We start from the raw sequence: 19,612 nt of genomic DNA on the forward strand, positions 1-19,612 counted from the left end.
AGGCGCGGCACGCAGAGGAGACATCATGCGCAATCTACTGGCCTGTACGGCCATCGCTTCCGTTCTGGCCGCTCTTGCAGTGGCCGATGCGGCGGCGGAAACCACCATAGGTTCCTCCACCACGACGGCGGTCAGGACAGCCACCGCCGCCAACGGCGCCCCCGATGACGTGACGGTCAGTTCCGCAGGATCGGTCACCCTGACCAGCGGCACCGCCATCACCCAGGACAGCAACAACAATGTCAGCAATGCAGGTACGCTGAAGATTTCGAACGCGGACGGCGCGACCGGCATTCTTTCGATCGCGGGCGTGAGCGGCAACATCGGCAACAGCGGCACGATCACCCTGGACGAGGATTATACGGCCACCGACACCGACAATGACGGCGATCTGGACGGCCCCTTCGCCAAGGGTTCGAACCGCAACGGCATCTGGGTCCGGTCCGGCGCGGCGCATATCGGCAATATCGACAGCAGCGGAACCATCACGGTGGAGGGCAACCAGTCGGCCGGGATCCGCATCGATGCGCCGTTGACCGGCAATCTGTCGACCAGCGGCTCCACCAGCGTGCTGGGCGACAATGGCTATGGCGTGCTGGCCAATGCGGTGACGGGCAATGTCACGATCCGCGGAACGACCACGGTCACGGGCGCCAACAGCATTGGCGTGGCCCTGCAGGGGGACGTGAACGGAGCGGTCAAGATCCAGGGCACGATCACCAGCACCGGCTACCGCTACACGACGCGGCCCAGTGACATTTCCAAACTGGACCCCGACGATCTGCTTCAGGGTGGATCGGCGGTGACGATCGCCGGCAATGTGACCGGCGGCATCATCTTCGACATCCCGCCCACGCTCGACAGCACGAAACCGGACGTCGACAATGACGGCCTGCCCGACGCTACCGAAGGGTCCGCCAATATCATCACCTATGGCTCGGCCGCTGCGGTGCAGATCGGCTCGGCCACGGCGGCCACGACCATCGGCGCGGTGGCAGCCGACAGTTCCGGCTATGGCCTGATCGTCAAGGGAACGATCATCGGGCAAGGCGTCTATGATGGCGTGAACGCCAACGGCCTGGTCATTGGCGGGCTGGGCGGCAATGTCACGCTGACCAAGGGATTGCTGGTGTCGGGATCGGTCGGCGCGGTATCCTATGACAGCAATGCCACGGCCATTCGCCTGGGCAGCGGCACCATGGCGGATACCATCCAGATCGGCGGCACGGTGGGCGCGTCGGGTTCGAAACTTGCCGGCACCTCCGCCCGCGCGCTGGTGATCGATGCTGGCGCGACGAGCCGCGCCATCGTCAACAGCGGCACCATCTCCGCCAGCGCGATCAGCAGCACGGACGGCACGGCCATCGCCATCCTCGATGCGTCGGGCACGGTATCCTCCCTGTCCAACAGCGGTGCGATTTCGGCAACGGGGGGCAAGAGCGGATCGAACGTCGCCATCGATATGACCGCCAACAGCAGCGGCGTTACCCTGACGCAGTCGCTTGCCTCGGCGACCGCAACGGCGCCGAAGATCACCGGGGACGTGCGGCTGGGGTCGGGCAATGATGTCATGACCGTGTCGGCAGGCAGCATCGCGGGCAATGTCGACCTGGGCGGGGGCAGCAACAGCCTGGCGCTGTCCGGTTCCTCCACCCTGGCGGGCAATGTGGCCATGGGCGGAAATGGTTCCAGCCTGGCGCTCTCCGGAAGCTCGCAGATCAACGGCGGCGTGGATTTCGGCGGGGGTCCATCGACGCTGACCCTCTCCGGCACCGCGGCCCTGAATGGCGCCGTCACCAACGCCGGCAATACCGCGGTCGTCGTGAACGGCGGCATGCTCAACGCCAGCAACAATGGTCCCGTCGCGCTTGCCTCGCTCTCCGTCGGCGCATCATCCGTCATCGGCGTGAGGGTCGACACGGCCAATGGCACCAATACGCTCTACAATGTCGCCGGAGCCGCAAACTTCGCCAGCGGATCGCAGGTGAAGGCGACCCTGACCCGCGTTGCCGGGTCCGAAGGCAATTATGTCATCGTCCGCGCCGGATCGCTGAACGGCACGCCTGCCCTCTCAAGCACGACGCTGATCCCCTATATGTTCAAGGGCGGCATCACCAGCAATGCGGCCACGGGGGAAGTGACCCTGTCGATCGCCGCCAAGACCGTGTCCGATCTGGGCCTGACCGGATCACAGGCGCGCGCCTATGACGCGATCTTCAACGCGCTGGACAAGGACAGCGCCTTTGCCAGCAACTATCTTGCCATTACCGACGGCGACACGCTGAAGGCCAATCTGCAGCAGATGCTGCCCGACCATGCCGGCGGCACGTTCGAGGCGGTGACCGCCGGTTCGCGCGCCACCGCCCGCATCCTGGCCGATCCGGGCGGCATCTATCGCACGGCTGACGGCAATCTGGGTTTCTGGCTGCAACAGGTCGCGTTCGGCAGTTCCAAGAGCGTGGGCGACACGGCGTCCTATGACATCAATGGATGGGGTGCGAGCCTTGGCGCGGAATATCTGACGGGGATCGGCGCGCTGGGCGCATCCATCGCCTATATTCACGGCAGCGATTCGTCCGGCAGCAACGACAATGTGGTCGATTCGGATCAGTTCGAACTGGCGGCGCACTGGCGCGGCGATTTCGGGCCGTTCCAGACCTATGCCCGTGTTTCGGCCGCCCATATCGACTTTCGCGGCGGTCGCCACTTTGCATCCGGCGACCTCGTCCGCACGGCGAACGGCGACTGGTCGGGCAAGCTCTATTCGGCGACGTTGGGCGGGTCCTATGAAATGCGCTTCAATCGCTTCACCCTGCGGCCGGCGGCCGGCATCGACTATTACAGGCTGAAAGAAGGCGGCTATAGCGAAACGGGCGGCGGCGACGCGTTCGACCTGATCGTCGACAGCCGCACCAGCGACGAGCTGACCGCCAGCGGCAATGTCACTGTCGGCTACGACTTCGGCAGCCGCAACCGCGAGGATGGCTGGATGCGGTTCGAGCTGGAAGGCGGGCGTCGGCAGATCATCGGCGGATCGCTGGGCGACACGACCGCGCATTATGTCGGCGGCGAGGACTTCACCCTGATCGCGGACAAGCGCACCAGCGGCTGGACCGGGCGCGCGCGCCTGATCGGCGGCACCGAGAGTTTCCGCGTCGGCGGCGAATTCGGAGCGGAACAACAACAAAATCACGTCGCCCTGTCCCTGCGGGCGACGGTTAACTTCATCCTGTGACGTCCTAGCAGTGAATTGGCGGGCCACACCCCACAGACCCTCCGGGCCCGCCGATCCGCCATGACCTAAGCCGTCTTCCCAACGGTGTCATGGCCCTAAAGGAAGGGGCGCTGCCTTCCCCCGGCAGCGCCCCTTTTATTGTCCCGCCTTCAGGGCCGGATCGCGAAATCGAAGATTCGCGCGCCGCCCGTGCCCCCGCCCCACATGCCGGGCCCGGAGCCGGCACTGACGGAATAGAGAAAGCCATATTCGCCCGTGCCCAGATCCACCCTCGGCATGACCTTGAAGACGCCGGGCGCCACCTGCTCATAGTCGAAGGCGATGCGGTCCTTGTCCATCACACCCGATTTGGCGCCGCCCAGATTCATGCTGCCGACGCGGGTTTCGCGACGGTCCTTCTTCACGTCGAACTGGATCAGGCTGAATTCATTGGGCGAGGTGATCGCCGTCGCCGGCCCTGCCAGCCAGAGAGACGGCGCCCCTGCCTGCGACAGGCTGCGATTGGCCTCATCGAAATAGAAGTAGAAGATGGGCCGCGCCTTGCCCGAGACGATGCGGGCGCTGACATTTGGAATGACCGCCTTGATGCTGAGGGAGGCGATGCCGCCGGTGAAGGCATAGCCCAGGATGCCGCCGGTCTTGCTCTGGTTGGAAATGGTAGGATCGATCCGGGCCATGCGGGCAGGCTGGGCGGCGTCGACCAGCATGTAGATGCCGGAGGGATGCGGCACGAGCGGATCGGGCGAGTCCGCCGACATCGCCGCCTTGGCGGAGGTGATGCCCTGCGATCCCGCCTCGATCATCGCGGCGATGACGGGGCCGGAAACGCCGCTCTTCTTGAGCGCGATCAGGTCATCGGTGGAGAGCCTGTACTGGGCGGGCGAAGCCTTGATCTTCGCGATCACGGCTTCATCCCCCAGGCCTGCGGAAACCAGCGCGACGACGCTGTCATTGTTGAGCGTTTCCGCCCGCGCCGCGACGGTCGCGACGCATGCCGTGAGGCACAGCCCCGCGACGAAAATCCCCCTGTTCATATCCACCCCCCATAGAAGGCCGGCATCCCCATGCCGGCCCTAGAAACAGATCAGCCCAATGCCTTCCTGACGAGTTCGTTGACGACCTGCGGATTGGCCTTGCCCTGCATGGCCTTCATCGTCTGGCCGACGAAGAAGCCGAACAGCGCCTCCTTGCCCGCCTTATATTGTTCGACCTTGTCGCCATTATCGGCAAGAACCCTGGCCACCGCCGCTTCGATCGCGCCGGTGTCGCTCGTCTGCTTCAGGCCCTTTTCCTCGACGATCTTCGGCGCGCTCTCGCCGGTTTCGAGCATGATCTCGAACACCTGCTTGGCAATGGTGCCGCTGATCGTGCCATCGGCGATGAGGGCCAGCAGTTCCGCGCCCTCTTCCGGGTTGACGGGACTTTCCTCCAGCGTCTTGCCGAGGCGGTTGAGCGCACCGTAAAGTTCCGACAGCAGCCAGTTGGCCGAAGCCTTGGCGACCTCGCCCTCGCTCTTCTTCTGGATGCGCGCGCCCTCTGCCAGCAGCGCCTCGAACCAGCGCGCGGTGTCGGCGTCGGCGGTCAGCGTGGCGGCATTATAGGCGGACAGGCCCAGCGCCTGCTCATAGCGCTGACGCTTGGCGTCGGGCAGTTCCGGCAGCGACTGGCGGCATTCCTCCAGAAAGGCGTCGTCCAGTTCCAGCGGCAACAGGTCCGGATCGGGGAAATAGCGATAGTCATGCGCGTCTTCCTTCGACCGCATGGAGCGCGTCTCATTCCGGTCCGGATCGTAGAGGCGGGTTTCCTGCACCACCTTGCCGCCGGCCTCCAGCACGTCGACCTGACGGCTGGCCTCATGTTCGACGACGGCCATGACGAAACGGACGGAATTGACGTTCTTCGTCTCGGTGCGGGTGCCAAAGGGTTCGCCCGGCTTGCGGACGGACACATTGACGTCGGCGCGCATCGACCCCTGGTCCATATTGCCGTCGCACGACCCGACATAGCGCAGGATCGTCCTGAGCTTCGACAGATAAGCGCCTGCCTCTGCGGGAGAACGCATGTCGGGCTTCGACACGATCTCCATCAGCGCCACGCCGGAACGGTTGAGGTCGACATAGGAACGGGTCGGATGCTGGTCATGCATCAGCTTGCCGGCGTCCTGCTCGACATGGATGCGCTCGATGCCGATCGTCTTGGTGCTGCTGTCGGGGTTCTTCTCGTCCAGCGTGATCTCGATCTCACCCTCGCCCACCAGCGGGTGGTAGAGCTGGCTGATCTGGTAGCCCTGCGGCAGGTCGGCGTAGAAATAATTCTTGCGATCGAAGCGGGACCATTTGTTGATCTGCGCCCTGATCGCCATGCCGGTGCGCACCGCCTGACGGATGCACTCGCGGTTCGGCACGGGCAGCATGCCGGGCATGGCCGCATCGACCAGGCTGACCTGCGTGTTCGGCTCCGCGCCGAAGGCCGTGGCCGCGCCGGAAAAGAGCTTCGCCTGACTCGTCACCTGCGCATGGACTTCCAGGCCGATCACGACCTCCCACTCGCCGGTTGCGCCCTGAATGCGATAGGTTGATTCAGTCATTTCGCTTCTTGCCCATCAATTTCCGTCGGAGCGATCCGATCCCTGCTTCGACGACCCTTGCCCCACAATCTTGTCTTGGGACGATCTACGGTCGCATCCGCCGTTGCAACGCTGATCCTGCGACGCTTGGCCGGACGATCATCGTTACGTTGATATTTCTGCCTCCCTGAACTTGTGAAACAGCTCAGCATATCGACTATGCCCTCCACGAGTTCCGCGAAGTGCATCTTACCACCACTTCTCCGGCCGCGCCGTGAAGCCTGCGCGTTCCTCGATGGCGAGGCCTGCGTTCAGCACGGTCTGCTCGTCCAGCGCCTTGCCGACGATCTGCAAACCCAAGGGCAACCCTTGCGCGTCCAGTCCGCCCGGCACCGCCATGGCGGGCAGACCCGCCAGCGACGCAGGCACGGTGAAGACGTCGTTCAGATACATGGCGAGAGGATCAGCCTGCTTCTCGCCCAGCGCGAAGGAAGCGCTCGGCGCGGTGGGCGTCAGCAGCAGGTCGCACTTTTCGAAAGCCTGTTCGAAATCGCGCGCGATCAACGCCCGGACCTTCTGCGCCTGCGTATAATAGGCGTCGTAGAAGCCCGCCGACAGCACATAGGTGCCGATCATGATGCGGCGCTTGACCTCCGGCCCAAAGCCCAAGGCACGCGTCGCAGCATACATGTCCTGCAGGCCCGCCCCATCGGGCAGGTCGCGCTGGCCATAGCGCACGCCGTCATAGCGGGCGAGGTTCGAAGAAGCCTCGGCGGGCGCAATGATATAATAGGTCGGCAGCGCATATTTGGTATGCGGCAGCGACACCTCCACCACCTCGGCGCCCGCGTCCTTCAGCCATTCGATGCCGCGATCCCACATGGCGGAGATTTCCGCGTTCAGACCGTCAGGGCGATATTCCCTGGGAATGCCGACCTTCTTGCCCTTGAGATCGCTGGACAGATTGGCTTCCCACTGCGGCACAGCCAGATCGAGCGAGGTCGAATCCTTGGGATCGAAGCCCGCCATCGTCTCCAGCAGGATCGCATTGTCGCGCACCGTCCGCGCCATCGGCCCGGCCTGGTCGAGCGAGGAGGCGAAGGCCACGATGCCCCAGCGCGAGCAGCGGCCATAGGTCGGCTTGATGCCGGAAATGCCCGTGAAGGCCGCCGGCTGGCGGATCGAGCCGCCCGTGTCGGTTCCGGTCGCCGCAGGGCAGAGCCGCGCAGAGATCGCGGCGGAGGAGCCGCCCGAGGAACCGCCCGGCGCCAGCGCGGCATTGTCGCCGCCGCCGCGCCGCCAGGGCGAGATCACATTGCCGTAATAGCTTGTCTCGTTCGACGAACCCATGGCGAACTGGTCGAGATTGAGCTTGCCCAGCATGCCCGCGCCCGCGTCCCACAGCTTCTTCGATACGGTGGATTCATAGGTCGGCGTGAAGCCTTCCAGCATGTGGCTGGCAGCGGTCGTCTGCACGCCCTCCGTGCAGAAGAGGTCCTTCATGCCGATCGGCACGCCCGAAAGCGGCTTCAAAGCCTCGCCCGCAGCCTTCGCCCTGTCGGCGGCGTCGGCGGCCTCCAGGGCCTTTTCCGGGGTCTCGACGATGAAGGCATTCAGCGCCTTGGCGGCGGCGACATTGGCGTTGAACGCCTCTGCCACTTCGCGCGCGGAAAAGTCACCGCCACGGAAGCCGTCGCGGATTTCCGCCACCGTCAGATCGGTCAGCGCGCTTTTGTCTGTAGGATTTGACATTATTCGATCACCTTGGGCACCGCGAAGAAGCCATGTTCGGCCTGCGGCGCATTGGCCAGCACCCGGTCGCGGACATTGCCGTCGGTGACGACATCCTCGCGCAGGCGCAGCGTGTTGGGAATGACGGCGGTCATCGGCTCCACGCCGGTCACGTCCACCTCGCCCAGTTGCTCCACCCAGCCAAGGATGTTGTTGAGTTCGGGCACCATCGCCTCGGCTTCGGCATCCGTCACCGAAATGCGCGAAAGGCTGGCGATCTTCTTTACGGTCTGAAGGTCTATCGACATGCGCCGCCGCTACCATCGGCACCTTCATGCTTCAAGTCCTTGCGCGCATGTTGCGCTTGCGCCAGACAGGAAAGCATCTGCACAGCATCCCGATGGAGAGCGCCGATTGGCCCGCAAATTTCTCTATGTCGTAGCCGGCCTGATCGTGCTGGTCATCGCGGCATTGCTGGCCTATCGCATCTGGGGCATGCAGATGATCCGGGCGGTCATGGTCCCGCGGGAGGCCTTTGCGCAGATTCAGCCCCTGCCGGCCAACGCCTATGACGATGCCGGCATGTGGATCGCGCGGCCCGACATCAGGAAGGACAATCCCGCCGCCTGGCTGCCGGAGGGGGTGAAGGATGCGCCCGCCACCAACAAGGCTGCGGTCTTTTTCATCCACCCGACATCCTACATCACGACGCTGGGCGACGCGCATTGGAACATGCACCTGGACGACCAGGATTCGCTCACGACGGCGCGGCGCTTCGTGCAGAATCAAGCGAGCGCCTTCAACGCGGTGGGCGCCATCTGGGCGCCGCGCTACCGCCAGGCCAATTATGGCGCCTTCCTGACCGACAAGCCCGCGGGCGACCAGTCGCTCGCCGCGGCCTATCGCGACGTCGCCCAGGCCTTTGCCGCCTTTCTCAAGGCCAATCCGCAGGGGCCGCTGATCCTCGCCGCGCATAGCCAGGGTTCGTTCCATCTGCTGAGGCTGCTGCGCGAGCAGGTGGCGGGAAAGCCGGTCGCTGACCGCATCGCCGCCGTCTATGCCGTGGGCTGGCCGATTTCGGTCGAGGCCGACCTGCCGGCGCTTGGCCTTCCCGCATGCGCGCGGCGGCAGCAGTCGCATTGCATCGTGAGTTGGCAAAGCTATGCCGAACCGGCCGATCCATCGGCCGCGATCGAGAGTTTCGAGCGCAAGCCCAGCTTCACCGGCCGGCCGCACAAGGGCACGCATATGCTCTGCACCAATCCGATCACCGGCGCCTTCAATGGCGCGGCCCCCGCCAGCGCCAATCGCGGCACGCTGGATGCGCGGGACGCCGGCAAGCCCACCCGGCTGGTCGCCGGCGTCGTCCCGGCGCGCTGCGACACCAGTGGCGTGCTGATGATCGGGGAACCGGTGGACATGGGCCCGTTCACCTTGCCGGGCAATAATTATCACGTCTATGACTATGCGCTGTTCTGGGCCGATGTGCGCGAGGATGCGAAACAGCGGCTGGCCGCCTTTCTGAAGAAGTAAACATGTCCATTGTCACTGCCGACCGCGCGGTTTTCCGCGAAGCCCTGCCCCATGGCGGCCGCCTGATCGGGCTGGATGTCGGCACCAAGACCATCGGCCTTGCGCTCTGCGATGCGGAATGGTCCATCGCCAGCCCGGCCCATACGGTCAGCCGCGGCAAGTTCACCAAGGACAAGATCGCGCTGGCGGCTTTCATGGAGCAGCAGTTGGTGAGGGGCGTGGTCATCGGCCTGCCGCTCAACCTGGACGGCAGCGAATCCCCGCGCAGCCAGGCCAGCCGCGCCTTTGCCCGAAACATCGCGGACATGGGCCTGCCGATCCTGCTGTGGGACGAGCGCTGGTCGACGCAGGCGGTGACGCGGACGCTGCTGGAGGCGGATGCCAGCCGTGCGCGGCGTGAGGAATTGGTGGACAAGCTCGCCGCGAGCTATATTTTGCAGGGCGCGATCGACGGGCTGATGTCCGGGTTCTGACGCCCTGCCCTACTCCTCGAAGCCCTACTCTTCGAAGGCGGAGATGATCGGGCAAGGCCCCTCCCGGGAGGCATGGCAGGCGCCGGCCAGCCGCCGCAGACTGTCCCTTGCCGCTTCCAGTTCCGCGATCTTCCTGTCCAGCGCCGCCAGCCGCTCCGCCGCCAGTTCACGCGCCCGTGCGCGATCCTGACCGGCGTCCAGCCGCAGCAACTCACCGATCTGATCCAGGGTGAAGCCGGCCGCCTGTGCCGCGCGGATGAACTTCAAACGCCGCACATCGTCCTCGCCATAGCGTCGCACGCCACCGGCAAGGCCGCCGCCCTCCGGCCGGTCGGGCGTGTCCAGCAGGCCGCGACGCTGATAAAAGCGTATGGTCTCGACGCCCACGCCGCCCGCGCGCGCCAGACCGGAAATCGTCATCACCATGCTTGACTCCGGACCATGGTACGGACCCCATATGGGATGCGAAGCGAAACTCTCAAGAGAAAGCGATGCGATGACCACAGCCGCCGCCGAAGCTCCGCGCAAAGCAGAGCTTTATCGCATGGTGATGCCCGGCCACATCTGCCCCTTCGGCCTCAAGGCCCGCTGGCTGCTGAAGCGAAAAGGCTATGCGGTCGATGATCACTGGCTGACCAGCCGTGCCGAAACCGACGCCTGCAAGGCCGCGCACAATGTCGCGACGACGCCGCAGATCTTCATCGACGGGCAAAGGATCGGCGGCCATGACGACCTTCGCCGCTTTTTCGGCCTGAAGGTCGCCGACCCGCAGGCGAAAAGCTATACGCCCGTCCTCGTCGTCTTCGCGGTGGCGGGCTTGCTCGCGCTCGTGACCAACTGGCTGACCGCCCTGCCCCTGCTCGGCATCATGACGGCGGAACGCTTCGTCGCGATCGCCATGATGCTGCTCGCCATGCTGAAATTGCAGGATGTGGATCGCTTTGCGACGATGTTCCTGAACTACGACCTGCTTGCCCGCCGCCTTGTCCCCTATGGATATGTCTATCCGTTCCTTGAACTGGGCGCAGGCACGCTGATGCTGGCGCGAGCGCTCGACTGGCTGTCGATCCCCGTGGCGCTGTTCATCGGCGGGATCGGCGCGGTTTCGGTGTTCAAGGCGGTCTATCTCGAAAAGCGCGAACTCAAATGCGCCTGCGTCGGCGGCAGCAGCAATGTGCCGCTGGGCTTCGTGTCCCTGACGGAAAATGTCATGATGGTAGCCATGGCGCTGTGGATGCTGGCCGCGCATTGAGCAAAAACGAAAAATAGAGCGATTTCCAAGCGATCGGAACCGATCGCTGGTCAGGAAATCGCGGAAAACAAGGAATCTGGAGCGGCGCTCAACCGTGCGGTGGCGGATCAGAGGACTTCTGATGAGGCCCTGCTTCTGCCTTCGCTCCAGGATATCGAGGCGATCAGGCCTCTACCCACTCGGCCGAAGCGATGCCCTGCGCATAGAGCAGCACGGAGAGGTCGCCATGCACGATTTCGGCCGCCGCCGCTTCCCGCGTCCTGGGCTTGGCATGATAGGCGACGCCCAGCCCGGCCCCCTGGATCATCGGTATATCATTGGCGCCGTCGCCCACGGCGAGTGTCAGCGGCCGATCGATCCCGTCGTTGATCGCCGCCTCCAGTTCCATCCGTTTGCGCGCAGCGTCCACGATCGGAAGCGTCACCGTGCCCAGCAGGGCGCCGTCAGCGATCTCCAGCACATTGGCGACGGCGTCGTCGAAGCCGATCTCCTCCGCCACCGGGCCGGTGAAGCGCGTGAACCCGCCCGACACGAGCAGCGTCCTTGCCCCCCTCTGCTTCATCGTGCGCACCAGCGCTTTTGCGCCCGGCATGATCTTCACCCGCTCGGTCCGGCATTGGTCGATGGCCGCGTCCGCCAGTCCCTTGAGCAGGGCGACCCGCTCATGCAGCGCCCCGGCAAAGTCGAGTTCGCCGCGCATTGCCCGCTCCGTAATCTCCGCGATCTGCGCCTTGATCCCGGCATAGTCGGCCAGTTCGTCAATGCATTCGACGGTGATCATGGTGGAGTCCATGTCCGCGATCAGCAGCTTCTTCTCACGCCCCTCGGCGGGCTGGACGATCACGTCCGCCCGCTCGCCAACCCCGGTGAGCGCAGCGCGCGCGGCAATCGGATCAAGGCCGAAGAAGATGTCGGCCGCCTTGCCCTCGTCCAGCCACTTGCTATCGACAGGCGCGCAACCCACCGTGGCGAGCCGGCCGGCCGCCTCGGCAATATCCTCCTGACTCAAGGCACCACTTGCCACTAAGGTCGCAACGAACATGGAAACTCCTGACTCAAGGATGGGCGAATCCCGCCCGCGCGTCGCGCTTATTGCCGGGCCAACCGCCAGCGGCAAGAGTGCGCTCGCGGTTCGGCTGGCCCGGATGGCGAACGGCATCGTCATCAATGCGGACGCGAGCCAGGTCTATGCCGACCTTCGGATCCTTTCGGCCCGGCCGGACGAAGAGGAAATGGCGGGCGTTCCACATCGGCTGTTCGGCCATATCGACGGCGCGGAAGCCTGCACCGCCGCGCGCTGGGCGGCTGAGGCGCGCGACGAGATCGGCAAGGCGCATGCGGCGGGGCGCATGCCCATATTGGTGGGCGGCACCGGCCTTTATCTGCGCACCCTGCTGGACGGCATCGCCCCGGTGCCGGACATCGATCCTGCCATACGCGCTGCCGTGCGCGCCATGCCGGTGGCCGAGGCGCATGCCGCGCTGGCAAGGGAGGATCCCGAGGCGGCCGCGCGCCTCGCCGCCGCGGACACCACTCGCGTCGGCCGCGCGCTGGAGGTGGTGCGATCGACCGGCAAGCCCCTGTCCCAATGGCAACGGCACAAGAGCGGCGGCATAGGCAGGGACATCGCCCTGGCGCCCTTGGTCCTGCTGCCCCCGCGCGACTGGCTGATCGACCGCTGCGACCTGCGGTTCGGGCAGATGGCGGACCATGGCGCCGTCGGGGAGGTGGAGGCGCTGCTGGCGCGCAGGCTCTCGGCCGAGCTTCCCGTCATGCGGGCCATCGGCGTCCCGGAGATCGCGGCTTGGCTGGCGGGGGAAATCGACCGCGAAACCATGGTCGAGCGCGGCCGGATCGCGACGCGACAATATGCGAAGCGGCAATATACCTGGTTTTCCCGCCAGCCTCCCGCCGATTGGCCCCGCATCGCCGCGATCATTGATAATCATTTAATGGATGAATTAGTAATAAAATTACAACAATAACTATTGACTAGCCATTTTATGTCCAATAGACGCAGCCGCCTTGCCATCGCTCCGCTTCTGGAGCAGAGGGCGCAACATTTATCCGACGGAAGGATCTATCGTGGCCGAAAAGAGCGGCGCGGACATATTGGTTGAGTGCCTGATCGACCTGGGGGTCGAAGTCGTGTTCGGTTATCCGGGCGGCGCGGTGCTGCCCATCTATGACGCACTCTACAATCATCCGAAGATCCGCCACGTTCTCGTTCGCCACGAACAGGGCGCAACCCACATGGCGGAGGGTTATGCCCGCTCCACCGGCAAGCCCGGCGTTGTCCTCGTCACCTCCGGCCCCGGCGCGACCAATGCGGTCACCGGCATCACCGATGCGCTGATGGATTCGATCCCGATGGTCGTCATCACTGGCCAGGTTCCGACGCAGCTCATCGGCACGGACGCTTTCCAGGAAGCGGATACGGTCGGCATCACCCGCCACTGCACCAAGCACAATTATCTGGTGAAATCGCCCGGCAAGCTGGCGAGCGTCGTCCATGAGGCGTTCCATATCGCCACCACCGGCCGGCCCGGCCCGGTCGTCATCGACATTCCGAAGAATGTCCAGATCGCGACCGCGCCATACCGGAAGCCGGAGAGTTTCGAACATGCCAGCTATCGCCCGCAGACCAAGGCGGACCCGGTCGCGATCGCGAGCGCGGTGGAGATGCTGGCGGCTGCCGAGCGTCCGATCTTCTACACCGGGGGCGGCGTCGTCAATTCCGGTCCCGAAGCATCGACCCTGCTGCGCGAGATCGCGGCGCTGACCGGCGCGCCCGTCACCTCGACGTTGATGGGCCTGGGCGCCTTCCCCGCTTCGTCCCCGCAATGGCTGGGAATGCTGGGCATGCACGGCACCTATGAAGCCAATTGGGCGATGAACAAGGCGGACCTGATCCTTTGCGTCGGCGCCCGTTTCGACGACCGCGTGACCGGGCGGCTGGACGCGTTCGCGCCGCATTCCAAGAAGATCCATATCGATATCGACCGCAGTTCCATCAACAAGACCGTCGAGGTCGACCTTCCCGTCATCGCGGACGTCGGCAGTGCCCTGGCGGACATGATCGCCCTCTGGAAGGAACGCGGGCACAAGGCGGCCGATCTGGGCGAATGGTGGGCACGGATCGACGGCTGGCGCGCCCGCAACAGCCTCGCCTATCCGGAAAGCCGGGAAGAGATCATGCCGCAGGAGGCGATCGCCCAGCTCTACAAGGCTTCGCGGTCGGCGAAGGATGTCATCATCACCACCGAAGTCGGCCAGCACCAGATGTGGGCGGCCCAGCATTTCGGTTTCGACGCGCCGAACAAGTGGCTGACATCCGGCGGCCTGGGCACCATGGGCTACGGCTTCCCGGCCGCGATCGGCGCGCAGGTGGGCAACCCGGACAGTCTGGTCGTGTGTGTTGCCGGCGATGCTTCCATCCAGATGAACATCCAGGAGATGGGGACGGCCAGCCAGTATCGCCTGCCGGTCAAGATATTCATCCTCAACAATGAATATATGGGCATGGTCCGCCAGTGGCAGGAACTGACCTATGAAAGCCGCTATTCCAACAGCTATTCCGACAGCCTGCCCGACTTCGTGAAGCTGGCCGAGGCCTATGGCTGGACCGGCATCCGCATTGAGGGGCCGCAGGAACTGGCGGCGGGCATTGCCCAGATGATCGACACGCCCGGCCCGGTGATCGTGGACTGCCGCGTGGCGAAGCTCAGCAACTGCTTCCCGATGATCCCGTCGGGCGCGGCACATACCGACATGCTGCTCGACCCCAGCCAGGTCGAGGGCATCATGTCGGACGAGGCGAAGGCGCTGGTGTGAGTATGGCGGCGTGACGCAGCATCTGAAGCTCCGCATCCATGTCAGCGAACCCTTCGATTTCGAAAGGATCGCGGGCACGCCGGACCTCACGGGCTGGACGGTGGACCATGCCGATCCGGAAAATGAGGATTGGGAAGTCCATCTGGACGCGGGTTTCGATTTTCATGAGCGCCATATCGGCCGCCTGCTGGTCAGCCCCCGCTATGTGGGCGAGCATCTGGCGCGGATGTTCGACGCGATCGCGGGCTTCCCGGTACGGATGGCCCATCGCGACGATGGCGCATGGCACTACGCCTTGACGGGCATGATTTCAGAGCGCCATGAGCGCGAAGAACCGGATAACGGAAACATCTGATGCACATTCAGGAAGAGATTAGCGAGCGGCATGTCCTGTCGCTGACGGTTTCGAACGAGGCGGGCATATTGGCGCGCATCGCGGGCCTGTTCACCGCGCGTGGCTATAATATCGACAGCCTGACCGTGGCGGACATCACCCCCGATCATGCGATCAGCCGCATCACCATCGTCACCAGCGGCCCGCCCAAGGTGATTGACCAGATCATTGCCCAACTCGAACGGCTGGTGCCGGTGCACAAGGTGACCGACCTCACCGACAACGGCCCCTTCGTCGAGCGCGAACTGGCGCTGGTCAAGGTTGCCGGCGTGGGAGAGGACCGGATCGAGGCGCTTCGCCTGGCCGATGTCTTCCGTGCCAAGGTGGTCGACACCACCATAGAGAGCTTCATCTTCGAGATCACCGGCACGACCGACAAGATCGACAATTTCATCGGCCTGATGCGGCAGATCGGGCTGGTCGAGGTTGGCCGAACGGGCGTCGTCGGCCTGATCCGTGGCAAGGAGCCAAACTAAAGCATCGTGCGCGGTTTTTTGCGCCCAGGGATGCGACAACAGACAACTGGAGCGCGGCGCGCTCCAAATAGATTAGCCCCTCTCCCGCCGGGAGAGGGAGGGGCCCATGCGAAGCATGGGAGGGTGAGGGTGAGATCAGCACATCCCCGCCCGGTGGTTCCCCCTCACCAACTCCGACTGGGGCCATGGGGTCCAAGTCTTCGTATCCTCTCCCTCCAGGGAGAGGGTTAGGATATGAAAAGGAACGTCAAATGAAGGTTTATTACGATCGCGATGCCGATATCGGCCTGGTCAAGGGCAAGAAGGTCGCCATCCTGGGTTATGGCAGCCAGGGCCACGCCCATGCGCAGAACCTGCGCGATTCCGGCGTTGCCGAAATCGCCATCGCGCTGCGCCCCGGTTCGCCCAGCGCGACGAAGGCGGAAGGCGCGGGCTTCAAGGTGCTGCCCAACGCCGAAGCGGCTGCCTGGGCCGACATACTCATGATCCTGGCGCCCGACGAGCATCAGGCCGCCGTCTATGCCGCGGACATCCACGCCAATCTGCGTCCTGGCGCGGCCCTGGCCTTCGCGCACGGCCTCAATGTCCATTTCGGCCTGATCGAGCCGCGCAAGGACGTGGACGTCATCATGATCGCGCCCAAGGGCCCGGGCCACACCGTCCGCGGCGAATATCTGCGCGGTGGCGGCGTGCCCTGCCTGATCGCCGTTCATCAGGACGCGACCGGCAATGCCCATGACATCGCCCTTTCCTATGCCTCGGGCGTTGGCGGCGGCCGTTCCGGCATCATCGAAACCAACTTCCGCGAGGAATGCGAAACCGACCTGTTCGGCGAGCAGGCCGTGCTTTGCGGCGGCACCACCGCGCTGGTCCAGGCCGGTTTCGAAACGCTGGTCGAAGCGGGCTATTCTCCCGAAATGGCCTATTTCGAATGCCTCCACGAACTGAAGCTGATCGTCGACCTGATGTATGAGGGCGGGATCGCCACCATGCGCTACTCGATCTCGAACACCGCCGAATATGGCGACATCAAGACCGGCCCGCGCATCATCACCGAGGAAACGAAGAAGGAAATGAAGCGCGTCCTGGCCGACATCCAGTCGGGCCGCTTCGTCAAGGACTTCGTGCTCGACAACCGCGCCGGCCAGCCCGAACTCAAGATGAGCCGCGTCATCGCGCAGCGCCATCCGATCGAGGAAACCGGCGCCAAGCTGCGCGCCATGATGCCCTGGATCAGCGCCAACAAGCTGGTGGACAAGGACAAGAACTAAGGCATCGTGCGCAAAAGTGGGAACCGATTTTGCGCTTGAAACGATGCTGCAACAGAAAGCTGGAGCGCGCGGCCTGCGTCAGATTTGACGCAGCGCGCTCCAAGCCCCGTCCGCCATTCCGACAGCAGGATGGCAGGTAGACGATCCGGTAACCCTTTGTTTCCGGTTACGGCTCTGGAACAATCGAGGGACGTCGCTTATCGTAGCGGCGTCCCTTGATCGCTTCTGGAGATTGTCCTTCATGCGTAAATATCTGATCCCCGCCGCCGCCCTTCTCGCCGTGGCCGGCGGCAGCGCCGTCATCGCCCAGCAGATGCCGCCCGCCCCCGGCGCGAAGGATGCCACCCGCGTGACCGGCGGCACCTATACGATCGACCCGGGCCACACCCAGATCCTCTTCGCCTATGACCATATGGGCTTCACCAACAATCTGGGCGTCATTGCCGGACCGAGCGGCACGCTGACGCTCGATCCCAAAAATCCCGCAGCGGCCAAGGTTTCGGTCGAAGTTCCGGTGGCGAACCTCAAGACCGGCATCGCTGAACTCGACGCGCATCTGATGAAGCCCGACTTCTTCGATTCCGAAAAATTCGCCAAGGCGACCTTCGTGTCGACCGGGGTAAAGGTGCAGGGCACCTCGGCGGAGATCAGCGGCAACCTCACCATCAAGGGCATCACCAAGCCGGTGACACTGGACACCGAATTCTACGGTGCGGGCAAGGGGCCGGCGCAGATGGGCGGCAAGGAGAATGTCGGCTTCATCGCCACCACCGCGATCAAGCGCAGTGATTTCGGCATGGGCTATGGCGTGCCGATGGTCGGCGATGCGGTGGAACTGAAGATCGTCGCCGCTTTTCAAAAATGAGCGTTGGCCAGAAATAAGCACTGGCCGGCAATACACATAGTACGCTTGCCCCCTCCCGCCGACGGACGGGGCAAGCGCCTGCCCCTTGCGCTCGCCGGCCGATTCAGGCTATGGCGTGTCCATCATGCAGCGCGCGCTTCTTCCCCTGCTACGACTTACACGCCCTTAGGCGTGGTATTTGTGCTGCTCTTCGCTTGAATGACGCGGCAATCCGCCTAAGGGCATAATCAAGCAGATAGTCGTACCACCGGGCAGGCTGCGGTCGCCCGTATGCAGAGAAGCCATTTTCGTCATGATGCTGACTGATCCCTCGCTGAAATACCGCCCCTTCCCCCAGGTGGACCTGCCCAACCGTCAGTGGCCGGGCGCTGTCATCACCTCGCCCCCGCGCTGGCTGTCGACCGACATGCGCGACGGCAACCAGTCACTGATCGATCCCATGAACGCCGAAAAGAAGCGCCGCTTCTTCGACCTGCTGGTCAAAGTGGGCGTCAAGGAGATCGAGGTCGGCTTCCCCAGCGCAGGCGCGACAGAGTTCGACTTCATATCGGGCCTGGTCCGCGAGGGCGCGATCCCCGATGACGTCTTCCCCCAGGTGCTCACGCAGGCGCGCGAAGACCTGATCGCTACCACCTTCGAATCCCTGCGCGGCGCGAAGAAGGCCATCGTCCACGTCTACAACGCCGTATCCCCGGCCTGGCGCAACATCGTGTTCCAGATGGACCGTCCGCAGATCCGGGAAATCGCGATCAATGCGGCCAAGCTGCTGCGCGACAATGCGGCCAGGCAGCCCGATACCGACTGGCATTTTGAATATTCGCCCGAAACCTTCTCCACGGCCGAACTGGATTTCAGCCTGGAATGTTGCGAGGCCGTGATGGAAATCCTGCGGCCGACGCCCGATCGCCCGCTGATCCTGAACCTGCCCGCCACGGTCGAGGCGGCGACGCCCAATATCTATGCCGACCAGATCGAGTGGATCTGCCGCCATATCAGCAAGCGCGACAGCGTCGTCATTTCGCTGCACACCCATAATGACCGGGGCACCGGCGTGGCGGCGGCGGAACTGGGGCTGATGGCGGGGGCCGACCGCGTCGAGGGTTGCCTGTTCGGCAATGGCGAACGTACCGGAAATTGCGACCTGGTGACCGTGGCGCTCAACATGTACACGCAGGGCATCAATCCGGGGCTGGACTTTTCCGATATCGACGAGGTGATCCAGACCGTCGAATATTGCAACCAGCTGCCCGTCCACCCGCGCCATCCCTATGCCGGCGAACTGGTGTTCACCGCCTTTTCCGGCAGTCATCAGGACGCGATCAAAAAGGGTTTCGCCGCGCAGGAAGCGCGCAACGACCAGATCTGGGACGTGCCCTATCTGCCGATCGACCCCAAGGATCTGGGCCGCGATTACGAGGCGGTGATCCGCGTCAATTCGCAGTCGGGCAAGGGCGGCGTCGCATGGGTGCTGCAACAGGACAAGGGGCTGAAGCTGCCCAAGCGGATGCAGGCCGATTTTTCCAAGGTGGTTCAGTCGCTGGCAGACGAAAGCAGCCGCGAATTGAATGCCGGCGACATCTGGGCCGCGTTCGAGGATCATTACCGCCTGTCGGGCGAGCAGCCCTACAGGTTGATCGACTATAATGAGACCGGCCATGCGGGCGATCGCATCTTCACCGGCAAGATTGCGCACAAGGGAGGCGAGCGATCGATTTCCGGGCGCGGCAATGGCCTGATCTCCTCCGTGCTGGCGGCGCTGCGGGACGAATTGGGCGTCGATCTGGAGGTCGCCGACTATAGCGAGCATGCCATCGGCGCCGGTACGGATGTCGCAGCGGCCGCCTATGTCGAATGCCGCACCCCGGACGGCCGGACGATCTTCGGCATCGGCACGGATACCGACGTGGCTACGGCTTCGGTCCAGGCCGTGCTTTCAGCCGCCAACAGCGTTGCGGTGGGGCGCTAAGGGACCTCACCATCCG

General features: G+C 64.2%; 17 protein-coding genes. 11 read left to right on the forward strand and 6 right to left on the reverse strand.

All coding sequences use genetic code 11. From position 1 onward, the window contains the following. Positions 1–25: 25 nt before the first annotated feature. Positions 26–3,235, forward strand: a complete 3,210-nt coding sequence (locus tag MRBLMA1_RS03230; protein WP_363734976.1) for an autotransporter domain-containing protein — start codon at positions 26–28, stop codon at positions 3,233–3,235. 149 nt (positions 3,236–3,384) lie between these two features. Here the strand turns inward: MRBLMA1_RS03230 and MRBLMA1_RS03235 are convergent, their stop codons facing one another. The 4 genes from MRBLMA1_RS03235 to gatC all read right to left on the reverse strand — a co-directional run bounded on the left by MRBLMA1_RS03235 (position 3,385) and on the right by gatC (position 7,840). Further along, positions 3,385–4,269: a hypothetical protein gene (locus MRBLMA1_RS03235; RefSeq protein ID WP_363734977.1), complete on the reverse strand. Its 885-nt coding sequence runs from the start codon at positions 4,267–4,269 to the stop codon at positions 3,385–3,387. A gap of 50 nt (positions 4,270–4,319) precedes the next feature. Further along, the gene (gene gatB, locus MRBLMA1_RS03240; RefSeq protein ID WP_363734978.1) at positions 4,320–5,822 is read right to left on the reverse strand and encodes an Asp-tRNA(Asn)/Glu-tRNA(Gln) amidotransferase subunit GatB; all 1,503 of its coding nucleotides are present in this window, start codon (positions 5,820–5,822) and stop codon (positions 4,320–4,322) included. 228 nt (positions 5,823–6,050) lie between these two features. Continuing rightward, on the reverse strand, positions 6,051–7,553 hold the full coding sequence (gene gatA / locus MRBLMA1_RS03245) for an Asp-tRNA(Asn)/Glu-tRNA(Gln) amidotransferase subunit GatA (protein WP_363734980.1): 1,503 nt from the start codon (positions 7,551–7,553) through the stop codon (positions 6,051–6,053). Further along, the gene (gatC, locus tag MRBLMA1_RS03250; protein WP_133651941.1) at positions 7,553–7,840 is read right to left on the reverse strand and encodes an Asp-tRNA(Asn)/Glu-tRNA(Gln) amidotransferase subunit GatC; all 288 of its coding nucleotides are present in this window, start codon (positions 7,838–7,840) and stop codon (positions 7,553–7,555) included. Before gatC ends, gatA begins: the two co-directional genes overlap by 1 nt. Before the next feature lie 106 nt (positions 7,841–7,946). Here gatC and MRBLMA1_RS03255 point away from each other — a divergent pair, with 106 nt between their 5' ends. Both MRBLMA1_RS03255 and ruvX read left to right on the forward strand, forming a co-directional pair. Next, complete coding sequence (locus tag MRBLMA1_RS03255) at positions 7,947–9,065, forward strand: DUF3089 domain-containing protein (protein ID WP_363734982.1); 1,119 nt, start codon at positions 7,947–7,949, stop codon at positions 9,063–9,065. 2 nt (positions 9,066–9,067) lie between these two features. Next, a complete protein-coding gene (gene ruvX / locus MRBLMA1_RS03260) occupies positions 9,068–9,538 on the forward strand; it encodes a Holliday junction resolvase RuvX (protein WP_363734983.1) in 471 nt (156 codons plus the stop codon). Positions 9,539–9,562: 24 nt separating this feature from the next. Here ruvX and MRBLMA1_RS03265 read toward each other — a convergent pair whose 3' ends face one another. Beyond that, positions 9,563–9,964 carry a MerR family transcriptional regulator gene (locus MRBLMA1_RS03265; protein WP_363734984.1) on the reverse strand — a complete coding sequence of 134 codons (402 nt, stop codon included), beginning with the start codon at positions 9,962–9,964 and terminating at the stop codon, positions 9,563–9,565. A gap of 70 nt (positions 9,965–10,034) precedes the next feature. Between MRBLMA1_RS03265 and MRBLMA1_RS03270 the strand changes: the two genes are divergently transcribed. Continuing rightward, on the forward strand, positions 10,035–10,790 hold the full coding sequence (locus MRBLMA1_RS03270) for a glutaredoxin (RefSeq protein WP_363734986.1): 756 nt from the start codon (positions 10,035–10,037) through the stop codon (positions 10,788–10,790). A gap of 163 nt (positions 10,791–10,953) precedes the next feature. On the opposite strand, the gene serB is transcribed toward MRBLMA1_RS03270, so the two are convergent. Next, on the reverse strand, positions 10,954–11,832 hold the full coding sequence (gene serB / locus MRBLMA1_RS03275; protein WP_363734987.1) for a phosphoserine phosphatase SerB: 879 nt from the start codon (positions 11,830–11,832) through the stop codon (positions 10,954–10,956). Here serB and miaA point away from each other — a divergent pair. The 7 genes from miaA to leuA all read left to right on the forward strand — a co-directional run bounded on the left by miaA (position 11,831) and on the right by leuA (position 19,596). Next, positions 11,831–12,775, forward strand: a complete 945-nt coding sequence (gene miaA / locus MRBLMA1_RS03280; RefSeq protein ID WP_363734988.1) for a tRNA (adenosine(37)-N6)-dimethylallyltransferase MiaA — start codon at positions 11,831–11,833, stop codon at positions 12,773–12,775. The two genes, serB and miaA, sit on opposite strands and share 2 nt — an antisense overlap. A gap of 100 nt (positions 12,776–12,875) precedes the next feature. After that, the gene (locus MRBLMA1_RS03285) at positions 12,876–14,624 is read left to right on the forward strand and encodes an acetolactate synthase 3 large subunit (RefSeq protein ID WP_363734989.1); all 1,749 of its coding nucleotides are present in this window, start codon (positions 12,876–12,878) and stop codon (positions 14,622–14,624) included. Between the two features lie 10 nt (positions 14,625–14,634). Further along, complete coding sequence (locus tag MRBLMA1_RS03290; RefSeq protein WP_363734990.1) at positions 14,635–14,979, forward strand: hypothetical protein; 345 nt, start codon at positions 14,635–14,637, stop codon at positions 14,977–14,979. Next, positions 14,979–15,494 carry an acetolactate synthase small subunit gene (gene ilvN / locus MRBLMA1_RS03295; RefSeq protein ID WP_133651932.1) on the forward strand — a complete coding sequence of 172 codons (516 nt, stop codon included), beginning with the start codon at positions 14,979–14,981 and terminating at the stop codon, positions 15,492–15,494. The genes MRBLMA1_RS03290 and ilvN overlap by 1 nt, the downstream gene beginning before the upstream one ends. 251 nt (positions 15,495–15,745) lie before the next feature. Further along, positions 15,746–16,765, forward strand: coding sequence for a ketol-acid reductoisomerase (ilvC, locus tag MRBLMA1_RS03300; RefSeq protein ID WP_133651931.1), 1,020 nt, complete (start codon positions 15,746–15,748; stop codon positions 16,763–16,765). A 241-nt stretch (positions 16,766–17,006) separates the two neighbouring features. Continuing rightward, a complete protein-coding gene (locus MRBLMA1_RS03305) occupies positions 17,007–17,630 on the forward strand; it encodes a YceI family protein (RefSeq protein ID WP_363734991.1) in 624 nt (207 codons plus the stop codon). A 292-nt stretch (positions 17,631–17,922) separates the two neighbouring features. Further along, positions 17,923–19,596, forward strand: coding sequence for a 2-isopropylmalate synthase (gene leuA, locus MRBLMA1_RS03310; RefSeq protein WP_363734992.1), 1,674 nt, complete (start codon positions 17,923–17,925; stop codon positions 19,594–19,596). Positions 19,597–19,612: the final 16 nt, after the last annotated feature.

Source organism: Sphingobium sp. LMA1-1-1.1 (assembly GCF_040676365.1).
GTDB lineage: Bacteria > Pseudomonadota > Alphaproteobacteria > Sphingomonadales > Sphingomonadaceae > Sphingobium.

Bases quoted from the DNA above. Each gene is read 5' to 3' on its own strand.
- MRBLMA1_RS03230 (WP_363734976.1), top strand. From the start codon at position 26: ATGCGCAATCTACTGGCCTGTACGGCCATCGCTTCCGTTCTGGCCGCT.
- MRBLMA1_RS03235 (WP_363734977.1), bottom strand. From the start codon at position 4,269: ATGAACAGGGGGATTTTCGTCGCGGGGCTGTGCCTCACGGCATGCGTC.
- gatB (WP_363734978.1), bottom strand. From the start codon at position 5,822: ATGACTGAATCAACCTATCGCATTCAGGGCGCAACCGGCGAGTGGGAG.
- gatA (WP_363734980.1), bottom strand. From the start codon at position 7,553: ATGTCAAATCCTACAGACAAAAGCGCGCTGACCGATCTGACGGTGGCG.
- gatC (WP_133651941.1), bottom strand. From the start codon at position 7,840: ATGTCGATAGACCTTCAGACCGTAAAGAAGATCGCCAGCCTTTCGCGC.
- ruvX (WP_363734983.1), top strand. From the start codon at position 9,068: ATGTCCATTGTCACTGCCGACCGCGCGGTTTTCCGCGAAGCCCTGCCC.
- MRBLMA1_RS03265 (WP_363734984.1), bottom strand. From the start codon at position 9,964: ATGGTGATGACGATTTCCGGTCTGGCGCGCGCGGGCGGCGTGGGCGTC.
- MRBLMA1_RS03270 (WP_363734986.1), top strand. From the start codon at position 10,035: ATGACCACAGCCGCCGCCGAAGCTCCGCGCAAAGCAGAGCTTTATCGC.
- miaA (WP_363734988.1), top strand. From the start codon at position 11,831: ATGGAAACTCCTGACTCAAGGATGGGCGAATCCCGCCCGCGCGTCGCG.
- serB (WP_363734987.1), bottom strand. From the start codon at position 11,832: ATGTTCGTTGCGACCTTAGTGGCAAGTGGTGCCTTGAGTCAGGAGGAT.
- ilvN (WP_133651932.1), top strand. From the start codon at position 14,979: ATGCACATTCAGGAAGAGATTAGCGAGCGGCATGTCCTGTCGCTGACG.
- ilvC (WP_133651931.1), top strand. From the start codon at position 15,746: ATGAAGGTTTATTACGATCGCGATGCCGATATCGGCCTGGTCAAGGGC.
- MRBLMA1_RS03305 (WP_363734991.1), top strand. From the start codon at position 17,007: ATGCGTAAATATCTGATCCCCGCCGCCGCCCTTCTCGCCGTGGCCGGC.
- leuA (WP_363734992.1), top strand. From the start codon at position 17,923: ATGATGCTGACTGATCCCTCGCTGAAATACCGCCCCTTCCCCCAGGTG.